This is a genomic window from Streptomyces triculaminicus, from assembly GCF_017349075.1.
GTDB lineage: Bacteria > Actinomycetota > Actinomycetes > Streptomycetales > Streptomycetaceae > Streptomyces > Streptomyces triculaminicus.
Genome location: NZ_JAFMOF010000002.1, coordinates 1,085,045 through 1,101,675, shown reverse-complemented (window position 1 = coordinate 1,101,675; position 16,631 = coordinate 1,085,045). Strand labels below are relative to the sequence as shown.

The following is a 16,631-nucleotide window of genomic DNA, read 5'->3' as shown; positions in this document are numbered from 1 at the left end:
GCTAGGTGAGCGCTCGGGGAGCCGGCGGAGGCAGCAGGAGCCGGGCCGAGTTCAGGCTGAACTCTTCGATGCGCTCGCCTAGATCGGAAGCGATACGAGCACGCCGGAACGGTGCCGTCAGCAGCTGAGACCGAACCCCGGCCATGCGCAGCATCAGGCCGTCGACGCGTTGTTCAGGAGCAAGGTGGAACACCTCCTCCAGGGCGTGGGCGGCCGCCTCAAGGTCTTGGTTCAGCAGGTGACCGAGCGCTAGGTCGGCAGCGGCTTCGGCACCGACCTTCGTGGAGCGTTGATGCGCGGGCATCCCTTGCAGCAGCGTGATCGCCTTCGCGGAGGCGGCCACCGCATGATGACCGTTGCCCAGGAGAACCCAGGACGTCCCGGCCGACATGGCCGCTCGCTCCAGGGGGAACGCGAACTCGCCACCGACGTCGTCATGCAGCTCGTCCCGGTGGTCCCGGTCGGCCTCTTCAGCGCTGTGGGTCTCGCGTTCGACGGACTGGGCATCGCCCAGGTAGGCGTACGCGCGGGCGGCGATGCTGTGCAACCGGGCCTGGCAGCTCCCTGACGTCGCTATCTCCTGGGCAGCCCGGACGTGTCCGACGGCTTCCGCCGGCCGATTCCCCCAGTAGGCCAGAAGCCCTAGGTTGCCGCTGCTCCAGGCCATGAGGGGATGGTGATCGATCGGCCGTGCATAGCCGAGCGTGGCGTACGTCAGCGTGCGGGCCGCCTCTTGCGAGCCGAGGTCGAACGCGGCGGAGGCCATCAGGGCGCATGACTGCGCCGCGATGACGTACAGGTCGGTTTCCTGGTCCGGCCGGTGCGTGAGCGGCATGTGCCGCTCGACCTTCTCGCGAACGGCACGCGCGGCTCGGAAAACATCGTCGGGCCGCTTCACGTGGTACTTCTGCGCGAGGGTGAAGACTTCGTTGCGGAGGAGATCAAGGGTTGCGGGGGAAAGCGCTTGCGATGCGGCGTCGCCGGCGTGAGAGGCGGCGTCGTGTGCTGACATGAGTAGCTCGTCTTCCGTGATGGTCGGGAGTTCCGAGGCCATGTGGACGATCTGCGGCGTCGGCTCGACCGGCGGTGCCAGGGCGAGGAGTTCGCCGGCCGAGCGGTTGAACATGTGGCGCAAGATCCGACAGGCCACGGGATAGGGAGCTTCCTTGACGTCCCCGGCCAGCCACCGGGCGTACTGCCGCTGACTCAACGTGGCCTGGCGGATGTCGGGGTCGTTGTCCTGAGTGCTCAACTCACGAGCAGAACGTTCGTACTCCGGCCGGAACGCGGCGTACGGCTCAATGCCGCGTGCACGCGCCAAGCGCCTCAACAGGGTTTCGGAAGCGCTGTCCACCCCGGGCTCTCCAATCGTCGAGTGAGCACACCTACTGACCGGGATACCACCGGGGAGTCGCAAACGGGCCCCTGCCGTGAAGACGGCGGCAAGAAGGCACTGCCGTGACATGCGGCCTCCCCGAGGTCACCCGAAGACAGCGGAGATGACAAGTCCGCGGCATCGAGATGTCAGCCGGGAGCCCCGACGCTGGAGCGCACACACCAACCGCCGAACACAAGGGGGTTGCGGTGAGATCCGCGGACTCACAGCAGAACACCTTCGAACCGGACGATGTCGTACGCGACAAGCGCGACCAGAGGGTGGGGGTCGTCATGGGCAAGTGCGGCCCGCGCTACCAGTTGCGCCCGCTGCGCGGCGGGAAGGAATGGGAAGCGGCTCCGTCCGACATCGAGCCGGCCCCGGTGTCCGTACAGCTCAGTGCCCGTGTAGCAGAGGCGAACCGAGCCAGCCGGAACGGGGGCGTCTGCCGGTGACTCCTCGGCTTCTCCTCGCCGTCGCCGGTTGGGCGCTGCGGTTGTTGACGGGCGAAGGCGTACCCGACGCCATTTACTCGATGGAATGCGTGGCCTGCGGTGCAGAGTCGGGTGCCACCGACAACGACGCCGGCCCGGCCCAGCACTGGTCGCTCAGTCACACAGGCCGAAGCCCGCAGTGCCGAGTCTTCAAGCTGCACGCTGAGACCTTCTGGCGGACCGAACCCTGCCGAGGCAACCCGTACGCCGACGTCGAGCAGCGCAAGCCGCCTTCCGGAGTGCCACGGTGAGTCGACCGCGCTATCGCTTCTGGTGTGAGCTGCACGGCTTGGCGAAGGACGGCTCCCGGTCTCTCCCGTTGGCGGGGGAGCCGACGAAGACGCCGCGCCTAGCGGTCCGCTGGTTACGGTGGCACGCCCTGTACGCGGCCAACCGACTCGACCCCGCCCCCGAGGACCCGCACCACCTCGGGTTCCTCCGGGCCGGGTACTCGGCGACACGGCCGGACCCGACCCAGATCCTGCGAGCCTGGGAATCCAATGTCCGGGCGCACGAGCAGGCCATGGCCGAGTTACGCAATGGAGAACCGTACGCACTGATCGTCGCCCCGTACGCCTTCCTGACGGCCGCGCCGCTGTACCCCCAGGCCGCCGAGCTTCCCCGTCTCCGGGCGGTGGCAGCGCTGTGACCACCGACTCCCCGCGCCCGCCGAAAGGGCCCGAGGACTTCCCCGTTCCCTCGGGAAGCCCGGTCGGCGCGGGGTCTTATGCCCGGCGAGGGGTGCGCTGCACGCACCCGCCGGAGAACTGCACCACGGATAGCGATGTGACGCTCTGCCGTTGCGGGGCCCGGATGTTCCCCGGCTACCGGGCGCTCGGCGGCGCGGCCCTCGGGGTCGCCGACCGCCGCCCCGAACCGCCTACCGGCCCCACGAGCACCGCCACCGGCACCGTCACGATCAGTGAGGGAACGCCCCTTCGACTCCCGCCCCGGCTGTTGGTTGAGGTCCATTCCGCCGGGGCGGGTCCGTAAGAGCACCGCCACGCGGGGAAGGCCCCCGCGCTGGGAGAACTACCAGGAGTGACACCGTGAACGAATTCAAGCCGCCGCTCAGGCGCGCGCGCAGCTTCGAGAGGCTGTTCACCACCAAGGCGCACCGCCGGGTCCAGACGCCGGCGGAGACCCACGAGTACAAGAAGACCTCGGGTTCCTCCGACGGTGCGAAGACGTACGACACCACCGCCACCTGATCCGCAGATCGTCTCCACCACCCGAGGGGCCGGTTCGCCGTGCCCCTCGGGCCCTCGAAGGGAGAGCACGTCTTGATCAAGTTGCGACTCACCCCGTACGCGAGCACGACATGGACGTGGGACGGCCGCCGGTTCGTCACGGCCGACCACAGGAGCGAGATCGAACCGTTCGAGCACCCGATGGTGGAACAGACTGCGGTCAGCGACGGCACCCGCACGCTGATCGTCGTGCGCGAACGGGTCGCGGGCCGTCCGCTCGCTCAGCCCGGTCCCGTCGACGTCCCGCCCGGGGACTTCGACAAGGCGGCCGAACTGGCTCGGCAGTGGCCCACCGACTATGTCCTGGTGGAGACGGCTCCCGGCTTCCCCTGCCGGGTGACGGCGGGCCCGGGAGGAATCGCGCCGCTCTACGTCGCGTGCGACGCCGTCAGCCTGTACGGCTCCTGGGACATGGCCGACCTCGCCGAACACGCGGCCGGCCTGTCGCCCCGCGAGGTCGCACGCCTCCTGATCTACCGGCCGCGCTACAGCACCGAAACCGTCTTCCGCGGCATCCACCGCGTCACCGAGCGCACGACCGCCATCTACGGCGGCCACCTGCACTTGCACTACCCCGAACCCGTCCTGCACAGCGGTCCCCGCGAACTCGCTCAGGATGCCGACGTCCTCGCGGCCTTCGTCGCCGCCATGGACGACGCCTTGGATCTGCGCCCGCTGGACGAGGGCGGAACCGTGCTCCACCTGACGGGCGGCTTCGACTCCGGCACCGTCGGGACCCGGCTCGCCGAGCGCTACCCCGGACGGTTCCCGACCGCCGCCCTCCTTATCGCCGGCCCCGGACGCGCCCACCAGATCCGGCGGCGCACCGAGATCCTTAAGACGCTTCCCTTCGCCGAGCCGGACCACCTGGTCGACGCGATGGAACACGCCCCGCTCAACCCGGAGTGCGGGCGAGTTCGGGGCGCGCGCATCAGCCCGTACGAGGAACCCTTGCACCGCCCCTTCACCCGCCTGACCGAGACCCTGGCCGAGCACGGGGCCCGTGTGGTCGTCACGGGCCTCGGTGGTGACGAGATGGTGGCCCTGTCCCAGGACGAGTACCCGCACAAGTCCATGGGCGAGATCAGCGATGCCCTGCCGTGGATCGGGCCGCGCGCACGGGCGGCGCTGGAGTACGCGGACGACAACATCGCCCCGCCGGCCGCCGTCAACAGCATGACGCTGCTCTCCCTGGAGACGACGGCCCCCGTCCTCATGCGGGCGGGCATCTGGCCCGTGCACCCCTTCGCTGACCCCGGCATGGTCCAGCTCGGCGAGTGGCTGCCGATGCACTGGCGAGAGCTCAAACAGCTCCAGCGCCGCCGGCTCGCCGCCCTGGGGCTGAGCCCAGACGTCACCGAATCCCGCGAGCGCGAGTCCTTCGCGGAGGTCGTCCAGCACACGCTCACCACCCACGCCCGACCCCTATTCGCCCGCATGCTCCACGACGGCTCGCCGCTCTTCGAGGAACAGGTGGTGGACCCGGACGGACTCCGTCAGGCTGTTCGGCGCCTGTCCGAAGGGCCGTACCGCGAAGATGGCGACGCCCAGCTCCTCGAAGTGCTGGACCTTCACTTCGCCGCACAAGCCTTCTTGTAACCAACCCCAACCCCAGGAGACACCCGTGTACGCAATGCGCCCGGCCACGGTCGACGACATCCCCGCCGTCGAAACCATGATCCTCGCCCGCTCCACATGGCTGGAAGACCGGGGGCTGCCGAGCTGGCGGGAAAACGCCGCCGAACTCGCACGACAGGCCGAGAACCCTGACGGGGACGTATGGGTCCTCGCCGACCAGGACAACGGAAAGATCATCGGCTGCACCACCGTGCAGGAGACGACGCCGCCGTGGGGCTGGACGGAAGACGAACTGAACGAACCGGCGCACTACCTGTACACGTCCGTCACCGACCCGGCGCACAGGGAGAAGAAGCCCGGAACAGTGATGGGCTTGTGGGCCGTGGACCGGGCCGCGCAGGAAGGGAAGACGTGGGTACGCCGTGGCTGCAACTTCCCGGGGCTGGTCACGTACAACAAGACGCAGGGGTTCGCACTGCTGCACGAGGTCCAGCGCACGAACACCAAGGTCTATCTGATGGGGCGCAGGGCCGAGCTGATCGCGGATCTTGAAGAGCGGTTCTCGGCGCTGTAAGGGCACCTGACCGAGACGGCCCCGCCTGCGCGCTCTTCCCCCGAGGCGTGCGGGCGGGGTGTCCGGCTCTGGCGCTACCGGCAGACGAAGCCGCCCGACTCCCGGGCCCTGCCGCTGCGGGAGTCGATGGCGACCCAGAAATCTGGGCGGAAGGATGGGTCATAAGCGCCGCGTATATGGAGCACCTGGGTCTGCCCCGACTCCAGCACGCCCGAGGATGGTTCGAGCCTCACCCCGCGTGCGATGTTGGCGCTGGTATCGGGGGAGATCGGGTTATCGTTCTCGGTTCCCCGCGGCTCGAAGTCAACAGCGACGGCTTTCCAGCGGGCCCGCCCGTAGTGCGCTTGGAGCGTAATGTCGACGTGGATGTCGCCGCACGACACGAAAGTGAGGCCCTTGCCGTTCGTGTAGAGCGGGCTGATACGGATGCTGGAAGCCTGGCCGGGGGCATCGTCGGTCGTGACGGAGGGGCTGGGTGGCTTCTTCGGTGTCGGGGACGTTTTTGACGGATGGGGCGACTTTCCCTTCGGCGGCATCGTCACCGGCTTCGGTGATCCATCGCTTTGGGCCGGGCCGGAATCCAGCGACGTGCACGAAGCCCCCGTCAGCGTGAGGGTCGACACTGCTACAGCTGCCCACACCCGCCGTATGTCCATGATCCCCCCACATCCCGCCCACTGAATGTCGGCCAATATCACCGACCCCTGAAGCCGGAGTGTGGGCGTGTCAGGAGATCCACTCAAGGGAATCGGTAACACGGAACGAGCAGTACCGGAGTGACAGCGCACAGGTGGGGCGCACAAACGAGGATGCACGCCGGAGCGGGTGTAGGAGCTGCCGCCCCGGAGAGGCCGTAGTCAGCAAGAGGCTTCGCTGACCACGGCTGCCCGATCGCGTGCCCTTCTCCCACGGCGTGCGGGCGGGGCTTCTTTCGTGCCCACCGCCTCGATGTCTGGCCCCACACGCAGAGTCGGCAGCCTGGCCCTCATGGACTCACCAGACGCACTCTAGGCGTGCGGGGTAGGCCAGGTAGCTATCTTCTTCCTTCTCCATCCGAAGAGTACGGGGCTGAGTCCCCGCCAGTACCTGCGATGCGCCAATTGCTTGCATGGGTCATACGGTTCGATTGACGCCTTGAGCTCTTTCAGTATAGGAAACTGTCCACTGTCACCGACCAGGCTCCAAGTCTCCCGTATCGGCCACCGGCCGGTTTGGTTGCGCATGGCTGCGGCGCGTATGCACCAAGTGCGGTCAGAGATGGCTCCTCGTTTACGCATCTCACAGGCGTCTTCGCTGACCCGCAGATACAAAAGGCTGATACGTTGCAATTCGGGCAAGACGGCCGCTGGAGCTGTTGGTGCCAACACTTCGGCCAATGCCTCCGGTGGCAATTGATCGAGTAGGCCCCAGTACCGGCCTAGGTAGAACTGCTCAGATTGGCGAACGTGGGCCCTGCGCCCTTCGAGGGCGAGGTGCCATAGACCTGCGAACGCTAGAGCACCGGCCACTGTGGCTGCGATGAGTTCATTGGCCATGGTCGTCGCCTCCTCAAACCTCGGAGTGCTCCCGACCTACTTCCAGCATCGCGCGACAGATCACAGGCCGCGACTCGGGGCATGGGGCACGCAGGACTCGTCCTGACCTGCGGCTATCCTAGGTGTCGGAGTGTTACCGCCACCAAGGCGCACAACATCCGCGTCCGCGAGATCGCCGTACGGCAGAAGCTCAAGCTCTCCGAGTACGGCCTCTTCCACGCCAAGAGCGGCAAGAAGATCGTCTCCGAGACCGAGGAGGAGATCTACGCCCGGCTCGGCCTCCCCTGGATCGCGCCCACGCTGCGCGAGGACCGCGGCGAGATCGCCGCCGGCCTGCGCGACGAACTCCCCGACCTGGTCGAGGAGAGCGACATCCGCGGCGACCTGCACACCCACACCGACCTCACCGACGGCCTCGCCTCCCTCGAGGACATGGTGACCGCCGCGGCGGCCCGCGGATACGCCTACTACGCCGTCACCGACCACGCCCCCGACCTCTACATGCAGCGCATGACCGACGCCAAGATGCTCGCCCAGCGCGAGCGCGTGCGCGCCCTGGACGCCAAACACCGCCGCATGCGCCTGCTCCACGGCACCGAACTGAACATCGGACCGGACGGAAGCCTGGACTGGCCCGACGAATTCCTCGCCGGCTTCGACCTGTGCGTGGCCTCCGTACATTCCCACTTCAACCAGAGCCGCGAAGAGCTGACCCGACGCCTGGTCCGCGCCTGCGAGAACCCCTACGTGGGCATCATCGGCCACCCCACCACCCGCCGCATCGGCAAACGCCCCCGCATCGACGCCGACTTCGACGCGGTCTTCGCAGCCTGCGCCCGCACCGGCACGGCCCTGGAGGTCAACGCCCATCCGGAACGCCTCGACCTGGGCGACGAGGACATCCTGCGCGCCAAGCGCCACGGCGTGAAGTTCGCCGTGAACACCGACGCCCACTCGGTCACCCACCTGCCCTACATGCGCTACGGCGTGGGCACGGCCCAGCGCGCCTGGCTGACGAAGGACGATGTGATCAACACCTGGCCGTTGCAGAAGCTGCGGCGATTCCTGCGGCCGAGAACCCGCTGATTCGCGCTCCGCCGCTCCATAAGAGGGCGGAGCGCATCGGCACGGTCAGACCATTCGGGCTGTGACGATCAGGGTTCCCAGGTTCTCAGGGTCGGGGGCCTCCAGAACCCGGGCCTCCACGTCGAGGAAGCCGTGGTGCATGAGGATGCCCTTCCACATCTCTGCGGAGTACGCCCAGCGCTGCACCGGAAGGATCTTGCCGTTGAAGCCGTTGCCGTACATCCCTTGCGCGCCGTAGCAGCCGTCGACGGCCGGCGCTTGGGAGAAGACGAGGACGCCGTGCGGACTGAGCCGTTCGCGGATGGCGGGCAGGAGCCGACGGGGGTCGGTGAACCAGAAGGCTCCCCAGATCGAGTAGATCGCGTCGTACCTCTCCTCCGTGGTCCTCAGATGGTCCACGGCCTCCCGGAGGAGGAAGCGGGCACCGGCGAGATCACCCCAGCGCTCGCCGGCGGTCCTGATCTGCACAGGCGACAGATCCAGGCCCGTTGCGTCGATGCCCTTACGCGCCAGGTAGGCGACGGTGTCACCGCATCCGCATCCCAGCTCCAGCGTCTTCTCCGGCTGACAGAGCAGTTCCTCGCCGGGGCCGTGGTGGTCATACTGCGTCCAGCCGAACCCCTTCTCGATGGAGACTTCCACCGGGCCGATCTTCTCGACGGCTCCGGCTGCGTAGCGGTCCCAGTAACTCTCAACGCTCATACAGCAACGTTCCTTGGCGGCTTGTTGGTGAGCATCCGTACCGTCAGGCTCCGACGGTCACACGCTACTCCCGGGCCTTCGTGAGGGATGGGGGTTCCGCGGCCTTCCCTCGAACGAGAACCGGCGGCACCCTGAGGGTGCCGCCGGCCTTCACGCGATCGTACTGGTCAGTGGCAGCTCGTCCCCTGCGTGCAAGGCGAGCAGGTGGAGGCATCGCGCTCCCACAGCGGCCAGTCCACCTCGAACCCGTGCCGCTCGACCACGGCCGCCGTCCTCATGACGGTGCCGTCGGCTTTGCGCTCGATCTCAGGGATGTGGTGGAGGAACTCACCCTTGTTGTACTTCTTGCAGAACTCGGCGTAGTTCGCCGTGTCGAGGATGAGCGCGTGGACTGCCGTGTCCACGAGCTCTCCGCAGCCGAGCTCCAGACCCTCGCCCATGGTCTCCATGGCGGTGATCAGGTAGGCGACGGCCTGTCCCATAAGTCGGCCGGCCATGACCGTGTCCATGAGGTTGTCGCGGACCAGGAGCTTGATCTCGCGGTCCCAGACTTCCTCTCCCAGAATTTCCTTCGGATCGCGTACCGCTACTGCTGTACCCACGTGGGCACCTCCAGCTCGAACGGATCATGCGGAACCCTCCCCGCCCGACGGATGCGGCGTTGTCGGAGCCGACGACGAGCGGGGAGGGGGCTTGGGTTCTCAGACGACCGTAGGGAGCTCATGACTCAAACGCCCAAGAGATTGCGCGAGTTTGCAGCACATGGGTTGACGGGGTGATTCGCCACGCGGACGATCGGTTGTCTGAGCAATCCGGCGCAAGGCAGCGGACGGGAGAGCGACGATGAAGCTACGGTTCCTCGGCAAGAACAGCACCCCTGGGGACAGCCCCACCCTGTACGCCACCGACCGGGACAGCTACGTCGTCCAGGGCTGGAAGGTCTACGCGCACGACCTGCTGACACAGCTGGAAGTCCCCGTGGGCCACACCGCCGTGGAGGTGCCACCCGAGCTGTTCGAGCACCTGACCAAGGATGGTTATCCCTCAGGGAAGGTCAGGCGCTTCGAAGCGCCGATCATGCTGGTGACCGAGCAGGGGACATGCGTCGTTCAGGGACCTGCCATGACGGACGCCGAGGCCCTGGGCCAGATGCGCATGCCCGACTACGAGACCTGCATCGAGGTCGCCAAGTCCTCGATCACGGCCCTGCTGGAGGAGAACAGTGGACCTGATCACCAGCGCTGAGCGCGACAAGCTCTTCGAGAGCTTCGAGCGAGACGCCTTCCACCTCGAACTACGAGACGACTACGGCTCTCCCGTCGAGGACACCCCGTACGCGCGCTGGCAGCGCGGCGAGCCGGACGACTACGCCTGGCTCGACCCGTGGATGGCGCTCATGAAGCGGGTGACGGGTGAGGGCAAGAGCGTGCGGCGGGTCCGCGTCATCAGCGAACCGCACTCGGAGTACGTCCACTGGGAGCATTCCCTGACCCGCTTGAACATCGAGGCCGGCGAGGACATCCGGTGGCTCCCCCGGCACGCGGTGCCCGACAGCACCACCTTGCCCCTGACCGGCAACGACTGGTGGCTGTACGACGACCGGCTGTTGGCCGTCGGCCATTTCAGTGAGGACGGCCGAGTCCTCGGCTCCGAACTCCTGGACGATCCCGCCACGGTCGCCGAGTGCATCAAAGTCCGGGACCTGCTCTGGTCACTTGCCGTCCCGCACGGCCAATACCAGCCCTGATCCACTGTGAGCAACAGAGCACAAGAGGCGCGCGAGGCCCTGGGCGCCCGGCTGCGTGGATTCCGCAAGGACGCGGGGTTCTCCAGCGGCCGGGCATTCGCCGCAGCCACGGGTTGGCAGGAATCGAAGGTCTCCCGCATTGAGAACGGGCGGCAGAACGCCGGCGAGGACGACATCCGGCTCTGGTGCCAGAAGACCAACACTGAGGAGCAGATCGAAGACCTCATCGCCACCGTCCGGCACATCGAGGAGCTGTGGCTGGAGTGGCGACGCCAGCTTCAGACCGGCGCCGAGCAGCGGCAACGCAAGGCCCTGCCCGTCTATTCCAAGACCAGGGTATTCCGCATCTTCCACCCCACGGTGGTCTGGGGCACGCTCCAAACAGCCGAATATGCTGCGGCGACCTTTCAACAGGTGATCGGGTTCTACGAGATCCCCGACGACACGGATGCCGCGGTGGCCAAGCGGATGGAGCGTCAGCAGTACCTCTACCAGGGCGACCGCATATTCAACGTCTTGCTGTCCGAGCAGGCTTTGTACACCAACATCGGCGGGAAGGACGTCATGCGTGGGCAGCTTGACCGCCTTCTCGCAGTCATGCGGCTGCCGCGCCTGAGCCTGGGTTTCATCCCCCGTGACGCGGTGATGCACATCTGGCCCGGCAACTCCTTCTCGATGTTCGATGACAAGCTTGTGCTCGTCGAGACGTACTCTGCCGAGTTCTCGGTTACCCAGCCCCGAGAAATTGCCCTGTACGCCAAAGCGTTCGATCTCCTGAAGCGGTCGGCTATCTACGGCGAGCGCGCCAAAGCGCTCATCACCAGAGCATTGGCACACTTGGACTAGGCCCTGCCCGATAGGCCGAGGGGCAGGACCCGCGAGACTCGTCAAAGGGCCGCTGTCTTCCACAGCCGCCCCCGAGTCCCTCGCCCGAGCTACCCGAGTTGCGACGAGCCACGGAGGAACAAGGCGGCACAGCCCTGACCGACGGCGTGCTCGCCCGAGAGGAGGCGGCCGGTAGGCACAGCCTTCAACAGGGCTTCGTCCGCTGGCAGACGGAGCGGTCGGTGGCCGCGCTCGGCCGCGTGGACCTGGTCTTCGTGCACAACCCCGAGCACCACGGGCACGGCCTTGACCGTGCCGCTCTGCACCGGCGTGTACGGGAAGCCTTCACGGCGCTGGAAGAGTTGGCCCATACGCGCAGGATCCGCGGGTACGGGGTCGCCACCTGGTCGGGCCTGACTTCCGGAACGTTCAGCGTTCCCGAGTTACTTGCTCTCGCCCGGCAGGCGGCAGGTTCCGCCGAGCACCACTTCACGGGCTTGCAGATGCCCGTCAGCCTGATCATGGATGCCCCGATCACGGAGGCCCTGAACGGCGGCGGACCGCTGGTGCAGGCGAAGGACGCGGGGCTGATCACGTTCGGCTCCGCTCCCCTGCACGGCGGCGAACTCCTCGATGCCATGACACCCGAACTGGTGAACCTCATCCGCCCAGGCCTGTCGGCCGCAGCGGCTGCTCTGCTGACCGCCGGCTCGTGCCCTGGCCTCGATGTCGTCCTGACTTCCGCGAGCACCCGCGAGCACTGGGACGATGCGGCCAACGCTCTGGCTGCGCCTCTGACAGCCCAGGACCTCAGGAAGGTATCGGATGAACTCGCCTGTGAATGAGGAGGTACAGGCCCTGATGGTGGCCGCCCACGGCCGGGCGGCCAAGGCACTGGGCTCACCTGCACGGGGCCGCCGGCATGGGGATTTCTCGGTGTCACCCTCGGACGCCGAGCGAACGACTGGGCTGACGGCGAGTGGACCTTCGAGGCCGAAGTCCTCGACTACCTCACGCAGCCCATCGTGTCCCCGGACCGGGCCGACATCGATCACGACCCGGAGCTGCCGGATGAGTGGTGGGCCGACCTTCGCCAAGCCCTTGCCCTGCTCGCTGAAGCGGAGGGTGTGAAGACGACCGTCCGGGACGGGTGGATCGAACGGGCCTTCCCTCAGTTCCTTGGTATCCCGGCCCCATCACGGTGGAGCGGGTAACCGGTCACGGTGACCTGCACTGGGGCAACCTCACCGCCGCGCCCCTGTGCCTGCTGGACTGGGAGCGGTGGGGCCTGGTGCCCTTCGGCTATGACGCGGGACTCCTCCACGCCAGCAGCCTGCTCGTTCCCGACGTAGCCGCTCGCATCCGAAAGGAGTTCGCAGCGGTCCTCGACACCCCCGCCGGCCGAATCGGTGAGCTCGCGGCCCTGGCGGAGATGCTGCAAGCCGTAGCCCGTGGCTGGTACCCCGACCTTGCGCCCCGACTCGTCGCCCGCGCGGAGGCCCTCACCGGAGTGCACCCGCCCGTCCCAGTGCACTCCGAGGTCAGCGCCTGACTGCGCCCCCGTGCGCCCGCATGGGCATGGGGCGACCGGGCCGGCTGCGCCCGGTCGCCCCGTGAACTCCTCGGCTAGTCCTCGCTGATCGGCCTCACGAATTCCAGGGTCCACGTCTCCTGGAACTCGGGCTTCGGCGGGACGAGCTCGATCTGCGCGCCGCGGTGGCCGGCGCGGAGGGCGAGTCCCTTGTCCGACAAGATCTTGACCCCGCCGATGACCGACTCGAACGTGAACTTCGCGAACTCGGCGCGCGGAACGCTGTTGACCCAGAGCCTGTCCTCGGGACTCACGATGCCCGCCTCCTCGTGATAAGCGAGGCGGATCACATAGGGCGCACCCGGGACGGGCTCGGCGGGCTCTATGATCCACTCCTGCTCGATCGGGAGGGGCTGCAGACGGTCGGTGATGACCGGGGCGCCGTGCTTGGTCGCGTGTTCCGTGGCCGTCAGCACGGCGGACGGGCCGATGATGTGAGCGTGGATCTTGTAGATGCCAGGACGGACCGGGATCGGAGGCATGTGCGGGACTCCCTCTCTCGCGGTGCGCTTCCGCCGCCGACAGGCCACCGGCGGCGCAGGACCCACCCTCATGGCCGGTCCGCCCCGGGAACAGGACAAGAAGCCGCCAAGTCCATTACGGCGCGGACTGCTCGATCACGATTGCGAATACGGCGCACTGGCCCTGGCTCGCCGGCCGTCCGTGCGCTGTCGGCTCAGCGAAGGCCGACGGAACGGGCCGGAAAGAACACCTTCTCGGCCTCGACCGCCAGATGCAGAAGCAGACGCTCGCCGCCGTGGCGGGTGACGAGCTGGAGGCCGACGGGTTCCCCGGCGGGTGTCGTGCCGGCGGGGAGGGTGACGGCCGGGTGTCCGCTGATGTTGAAGGCCCAGGTGAGAGCCACGCTCATGCGGGGGCCGGGGCCTTCGTGGCCGTGGGGTGGGTGCGGCGTCGTCGGGGTGGCGAGGACGTCGACGCGGGCGAAGATCTCCCGCAGGTGCCCGTCGTTATCGCTGATCAGTTCTGTCACGGCCGGGGACGCGCCGTGCGACGCGTCCCGCAGGCCGCTCCACGCGGGCGCGGGATCGCGCAGGCGCACGGCGATGTCGGTGGGGGCGAGCAGACCGGCCCCGACGAGACGCCGCAGGGCGGAGCGTGCGGTGTCGGCGACGGCGGGCGAGGTGTCCGCGAACCCGAGCGTCGACGACCAGCCCACCGAGCGGGGCGACGCCGGCGCGAGGTCCTGGTGCCCGGTGAGGGCCCGTAGGTACGCGGCGGCGTCGTGGGCGTGGCGGGCCAGGGGGCCGGGTGTGTTGAGGCCTGCGCGATCGCGGGCGGGGAGCACGCCGTTGGTCGGCTTGAGCCCGACGATGGCGCACCACGCGGCGGGGATACGAACGGACCCGGCGCCGTCCGACCCCGTGGCGAGCGGAACCATGCCGGCGGCCACGGCGGCCGCCGACCCCGCCGAGGAACCGCCCGGGGACCAGTCGGGGTTGAGGGGGTTGGTGGTGGGCCCTCGGTCGGTGTGGCCGTACGTCTGCCAGCCGCCGCCACGGTGCGGAACCGACGTGGCGCCGATGGGCACGCACCCGGCAGAGGCCAGGCGGGTGCTCTGGAACGCGTCAAGGCCTTCGCCGGCCTTGACGCCGAGGGGCACTCCGGCGAGCGGGAGCCGGACGCCCCGGCGGATCTGCGCGTCGACCTCGGCGGCGCGTTCCCGGGCATGGGAGGGCCAGGTCCGGCGGAAGGCTCGTACGACTCCGTCGCGTTCCTCGACGCAGGCCAGGGCGGCGTCCACCACCTCACGCGCGGACAGCTCGCCGGCCTGAACGGCCACGGCGATCCGGGTGGCGGACAGAGTCGTGTAGTCGGTCAGGGTAAGCACACAGGATCCGTTCCAGGAGGTCCACTCCACTCGTCGCCAGCCGTCCTGCCAGGCGTACGGGCTGTCCAGGTCGTACGCCGGGGGCGGACCGCGGCGTCCACCGCTTCCGTGGCGTGGGCGACGCCCCCGGTCGGCTGTCGGCCGATGCCACGGCGCCCGAGGTTCGGTGGGCTCGTCCTTTGCCCGGAACACGGGGCCCGCCCGGTGCCGGCCCCGAAAACCATGATCGAATCATTTCACGGCCGGTCGTCCGCCGGCATCCGGTTCGGCGGCCCCTCGGCCGCCCGTACGTTCACCGCCCGCCCCTGGCCCGCCCGCACCGCCTGGGTAGGGTGGTGCCACAGCACATCGTGAACCGGAAACAAGGAGCAGACGTGAGCGAGCCGGCGTCCATGGCCCTGCAGCAGGAGATCGCCCGGGAACTCCAGGTCGCCGAGATCTTCGAGGCCGAGCGGGAGATCGAGCGCCGGGTGGCCTTCCTCGCCGAGCGGCTGACCTCGACCGGTCTGCGCTCCCTCGTGCTCGGCATCAGCGGCGGCGTGGACTCCACCACCGCCGGCCGGCTGTGCCAGCTCGCCGTCGAGCGGGCCCGGGCCGCCGGGCACGAGGCGCGGTTCTACGCGATGCGGCTGCCCTACGGGGTCCAGGCCGACGAGCACGACGCCCAGCTCGCGCTCTCCTTCATCCGGGCCGACCACGTGCTGACCGTGGACGTCAAGCCCGCGAGCGACGCCGCGCTCGAGGCCTCGCGGGCCGGCGGGGTGAGCTTCCGCGACGCCCGTCACGAGGACTTCGTGCACGGCAACATCAAGGCCCGGCAGCGCATGATCGCCCAGTACGCGGTGGCCGGCGCGCACAACGGTCTGGTCGTCGGCACCGATCACGCCGCCGAGGCGGTCTCCGGCTTCTTCACCAAGTTCGGTGACGGCGCCGCCGACCTGGTGCCGCTGACCGGCCTGACCAAGCGCCGGGTGCGCGCGGTCGCGGACGCGCTGGGCGCGCCCGCCGAGCTGGTGTGGAAGACGCCGACGGCCGACCTGGAGACCCTCGACCCGGGCAAGGCCGACGAGGACGCGCTCGGGGTCACCTACGACGACATCGACGACTTCCTCGAGGGCAAGCCGGTGGACGAGCGGGCCTTCGAGACGATCGTCAACCGCTACCGCCTCACCGACCACAAGCGTCAGCTGCCCATCGCCCCCTGAGAACCCCCTGAGACCTCCCTGAGGACCGCCAAGCAGGCCCTCGGCCGTCAGTCGTGGTCGAGGGTCGCCGCTTCGAGGTGGGCGAGGCCCTTGAGCTGCTCGGCGGTCAGGCCCTCCGGGAGGGGGCCGGGGCGGGGGTGCGCAGGGGCGGCTGCCAGCCGGTGTCGCGGTTCCAGGTGCGGACGATCCTGGCGGGGGCGCCGGCGACCACCGCGTGGTCGGGGACCTCACCGCGTACGACCGCGCCGGCCGCGACGACGACGTTGCGGCCCAGCCGGGCGCCGGGCAGGATGACCGCCCCCGTGCCGATCCAGCTGCCGGGGCCGATCTCCACGGGCGCGCTGCGGGGCCACTGCTTGCCGATGGGCACGTCGGGGTCGTCGTAGCTGTGGTTGGTGGTGGTCACGTACACGCCGGGGCCGAAGAAGCAGTCGTCGCCGATGGTCAGCGGCGCCTCGGCGACGACGTGGCTGCCGCGGCCGAGGACGACGCCGTTGCCCAGGCGTACGACGGTGTCCTGCCCGAGGTCGAGGTCGGGCATCATGCCGGCGGTGAGGGTGACGCCCTGGCCGATGATGCAGTGCTCGCCCAGCTCGATCCACGCCTCGCCGAAGACGGTGCCCTGCGGGAAGGCGAGCCGGGTACCGGTGCCGAGGGCGCGGAAGCGGTACGGGCCGGGGCGCTCGGCGCTGACGGCGCCGGCCTCGCGTACCCAGCGCGCGCCGCGGTGAACGGCCCGGGAGACGGCTCGGCGCCTGAGGGCGGCGAGGCTGGAGAACAGGTTCTGCTGTGTCGGCACCCGCTCACCGTACTCAGCGCG

Annotated in this window: 18 protein-coding genes and 2 pseudogenes; 13 read left to right on the top strand and 7 right to left on the bottom strand. The window is 68.8% G+C overall.

Features of this window, described 5'->3' with window-relative positions; translation table 11 throughout:
- Position 1: 1 nt before the first annotated feature.
- Positions 2-1,354: an NsdA family TPR-like regulatory protein gene (locus tag J1792_RS15010; protein WP_207247430.1), complete on the bottom strand. Its 1,353-nt coding sequence runs from the start codon at positions 1,352-1,354 to the stop codon at positions 2-4.
- 230 nt (positions 1,355-1,584) lie between these two features.
- Here J1792_RS15010 and J1792_RS15005 point away from each other — a divergent pair, with 230 nt between their 5' ends.
- The 6 genes from J1792_RS15005 to J1792_RS14985 all read left to right on the top strand — a co-directional run bounded on the left by J1792_RS15005 (position 1,585) and on the right by J1792_RS14985 (position 5,271).
- Positions 1,585-1,830 (top strand): hypothetical protein, encoded by a 246-nt coding sequence (locus J1792_RS15005; RefSeq protein ID WP_207247429.1) that lies wholly within the window; start codon positions 1,585-1,587, stop codon positions 1,828-1,830.
- Entirely contained in the window at positions 1,722-2,120 is a 399-nt protein-coding gene (locus tag J1792_RS36090; RefSeq protein WP_443742776.1) for a DUF7848 domain-containing protein, read from the top strand. The genes J1792_RS15005 and J1792_RS36090 overlap by 109 nt, the downstream gene beginning before the upstream one ends.
- Positions 2,117-2,518 carry a hypothetical protein gene (locus tag J1792_RS15000; RefSeq protein ID WP_207247428.1) on the top strand — a complete coding sequence of 134 codons (402 nt, stop codon included), beginning with the start codon at positions 2,117-2,119 and terminating at the stop codon, positions 2,516-2,518. The genes J1792_RS36090 and J1792_RS15000 overlap by 4 nt, the downstream gene beginning before the upstream one ends.
- Before the next feature lie 400 nt (positions 2,519-2,918).
- Positions 2,919-3,080, top strand: coding sequence for a hypothetical protein (locus J1792_RS14995; protein ID WP_207247427.1), 162 nt, complete (start codon positions 2,919-2,921; stop codon positions 3,078-3,080).
- Between the two features lie 72 nt (positions 3,081-3,152).
- Positions 3,153-4,718 carry an asparagine synthase-related protein gene (locus J1792_RS14990; protein ID WP_207247426.1) on the top strand — a complete coding sequence of 522 codons (1,566 nt, stop codon included), beginning with the start codon at positions 3,153-3,155 and terminating at the stop codon, positions 4,716-4,718.
- Between the two features lie 34 nt (positions 4,719-4,752).
- The gene (locus tag J1792_RS14985) at positions 4,753-5,271 is read left to right on the top strand and encodes a GNAT family N-acetyltransferase (RefSeq protein WP_207247811.1); all 519 of its coding nucleotides are present in this window, start codon (positions 4,753-4,755) and stop codon (positions 5,269-5,271) included.
- A gap of 74 nt (positions 5,272-5,345) precedes the next feature.
- Here the strand turns inward: J1792_RS14985 and J1792_RS14980 are convergent, their stop codons facing one another.
- Positions 5,346-5,894 carry a hypothetical protein gene (locus J1792_RS14980; RefSeq protein ID WP_207247425.1) on the bottom strand — a complete coding sequence of 183 codons (549 nt, stop codon included), beginning with the start codon at positions 5,892-5,894 and terminating at the stop codon, positions 5,346-5,348.
- A 1,047-nt stretch (positions 5,895-6,941) separates the two neighbouring features.
- Between J1792_RS14980 and J1792_RS14975 the strand changes: the two are divergent.
- Positions 6,942-7,892 (top strand): annotated as a pseudogene (locus tag J1792_RS14975) (PHP domain-containing protein); the annotation flags it as partial.
- A gap of 45 nt (positions 7,893-7,937) precedes the next feature.
- Here the strand turns inward: J1792_RS14975 and J1792_RS14970 are convergent.
- Positions 7,938-8,594 carry a class I SAM-dependent methyltransferase gene (locus J1792_RS14970; RefSeq protein ID WP_086569231.1) on the bottom strand — a complete coding sequence of 219 codons (657 nt, stop codon included), beginning with the start codon at positions 8,592-8,594 and terminating at the stop codon, positions 7,938-7,940.
- Between the two features lie 167 nt (positions 8,595-8,761).
- Positions 8,762-9,196 (bottom strand): glycine-rich domain-containing protein, encoded by a 435-nt coding sequence (locus tag J1792_RS14965; RefSeq protein WP_086569229.1) that lies wholly within the window; start codon positions 9,194-9,196, stop codon positions 8,762-8,764.
- A 241-nt stretch (positions 9,197-9,437) separates the two neighbouring features.
- Here J1792_RS14965 and J1792_RS14960 point away from each other — a divergent pair, with 241 nt between their 5' ends.
- The 5 genes from J1792_RS14960 to J1792_RS34090 all read left to right on the top strand — a co-directional run bounded on the left by J1792_RS14960 (position 9,438) and on the right by J1792_RS34090 (position 12,718).
- Positions 9,438-9,839 carry a hypothetical protein gene (locus tag J1792_RS14960; RefSeq protein WP_086569227.1) on the top strand — a complete coding sequence of 134 codons (402 nt, stop codon included), beginning with the start codon at positions 9,438-9,440 and terminating at the stop codon, positions 9,837-9,839.
- On the top strand, positions 9,817-10,341 hold the full coding sequence (locus J1792_RS14955; RefSeq protein WP_086569225.1) for a DUF6879 family protein: 525 nt from the start codon (positions 9,817-9,819) through the stop codon (positions 10,339-10,341). The genes J1792_RS14960 and J1792_RS14955 overlap by 23 nt, the downstream gene beginning before the upstream one ends.
- Before the next feature lie 6 nt (positions 10,342-10,347).
- The gene (locus tag J1792_RS14950) at positions 10,348-11,187 is read left to right on the top strand and encodes a helix-turn-helix domain-containing protein (RefSeq protein WP_207247424.1); all 840 of its coding nucleotides are present in this window, start codon (positions 10,348-10,350) and stop codon (positions 11,185-11,187) included.
- Between the two features lie 221 nt (positions 11,188-11,408).
- Positions 11,409-12,011 carry an aldo-keto reductase family protein gene (locus J1792_RS14945; RefSeq protein WP_207247423.1) on the top strand — a complete coding sequence of 201 codons (603 nt, stop codon included), beginning with the start codon at positions 11,409-11,411 and terminating at the stop codon, positions 12,009-12,011.
- Positions 12,012-12,367: 356 nt separating this feature from the next.
- Positions 12,368-12,718, top strand: coding sequence for a hypothetical protein (locus J1792_RS34090; protein WP_242645921.1), 351 nt, complete (start codon positions 12,368-12,370; stop codon positions 12,716-12,718).
- A 74-nt stretch (positions 12,719-12,792) separates the two neighbouring features.
- Here the strand turns inward: J1792_RS34090 and J1792_RS14935 are convergent, their stop codons facing one another.
- Complete coding sequence (locus J1792_RS14935; protein ID WP_086569221.1) at positions 12,793-13,239, bottom strand: hypothetical protein; 447 nt, start codon at positions 13,237-13,239, stop codon at positions 12,793-12,795.
- A gap of 194 nt (positions 13,240-13,433) precedes the next feature.
- Positions 13,434-14,606, bottom strand: coding sequence for an amidase (locus J1792_RS14930; protein ID WP_207247422.1), 1,173 nt, complete (start codon positions 14,604-14,606; stop codon positions 13,434-13,436).
- A gap of 374 nt (positions 14,607-14,980) precedes the next feature.
- On the opposite strand from J1792_RS14930, the gene nadE reads away from it, so the two are divergent.
- A complete protein-coding gene (nadE, locus tag J1792_RS14925; protein ID WP_086569219.1) occupies positions 14,981-15,811 on the top strand; it encodes an NAD(+) synthase in 831 nt (276 codons plus the stop codon).
- A gap of 47 nt (positions 15,812-15,858) precedes the next feature.
- On the opposite strand, the pseudogene J1792_RS14920 reads toward nadE, so the two are convergent.
- Positions 15,859-16,610: pseudogene (locus tag J1792_RS14920) on the bottom strand (acyltransferase).
- Positions 16,611-16,631: the final 21 nt, after the last annotated feature.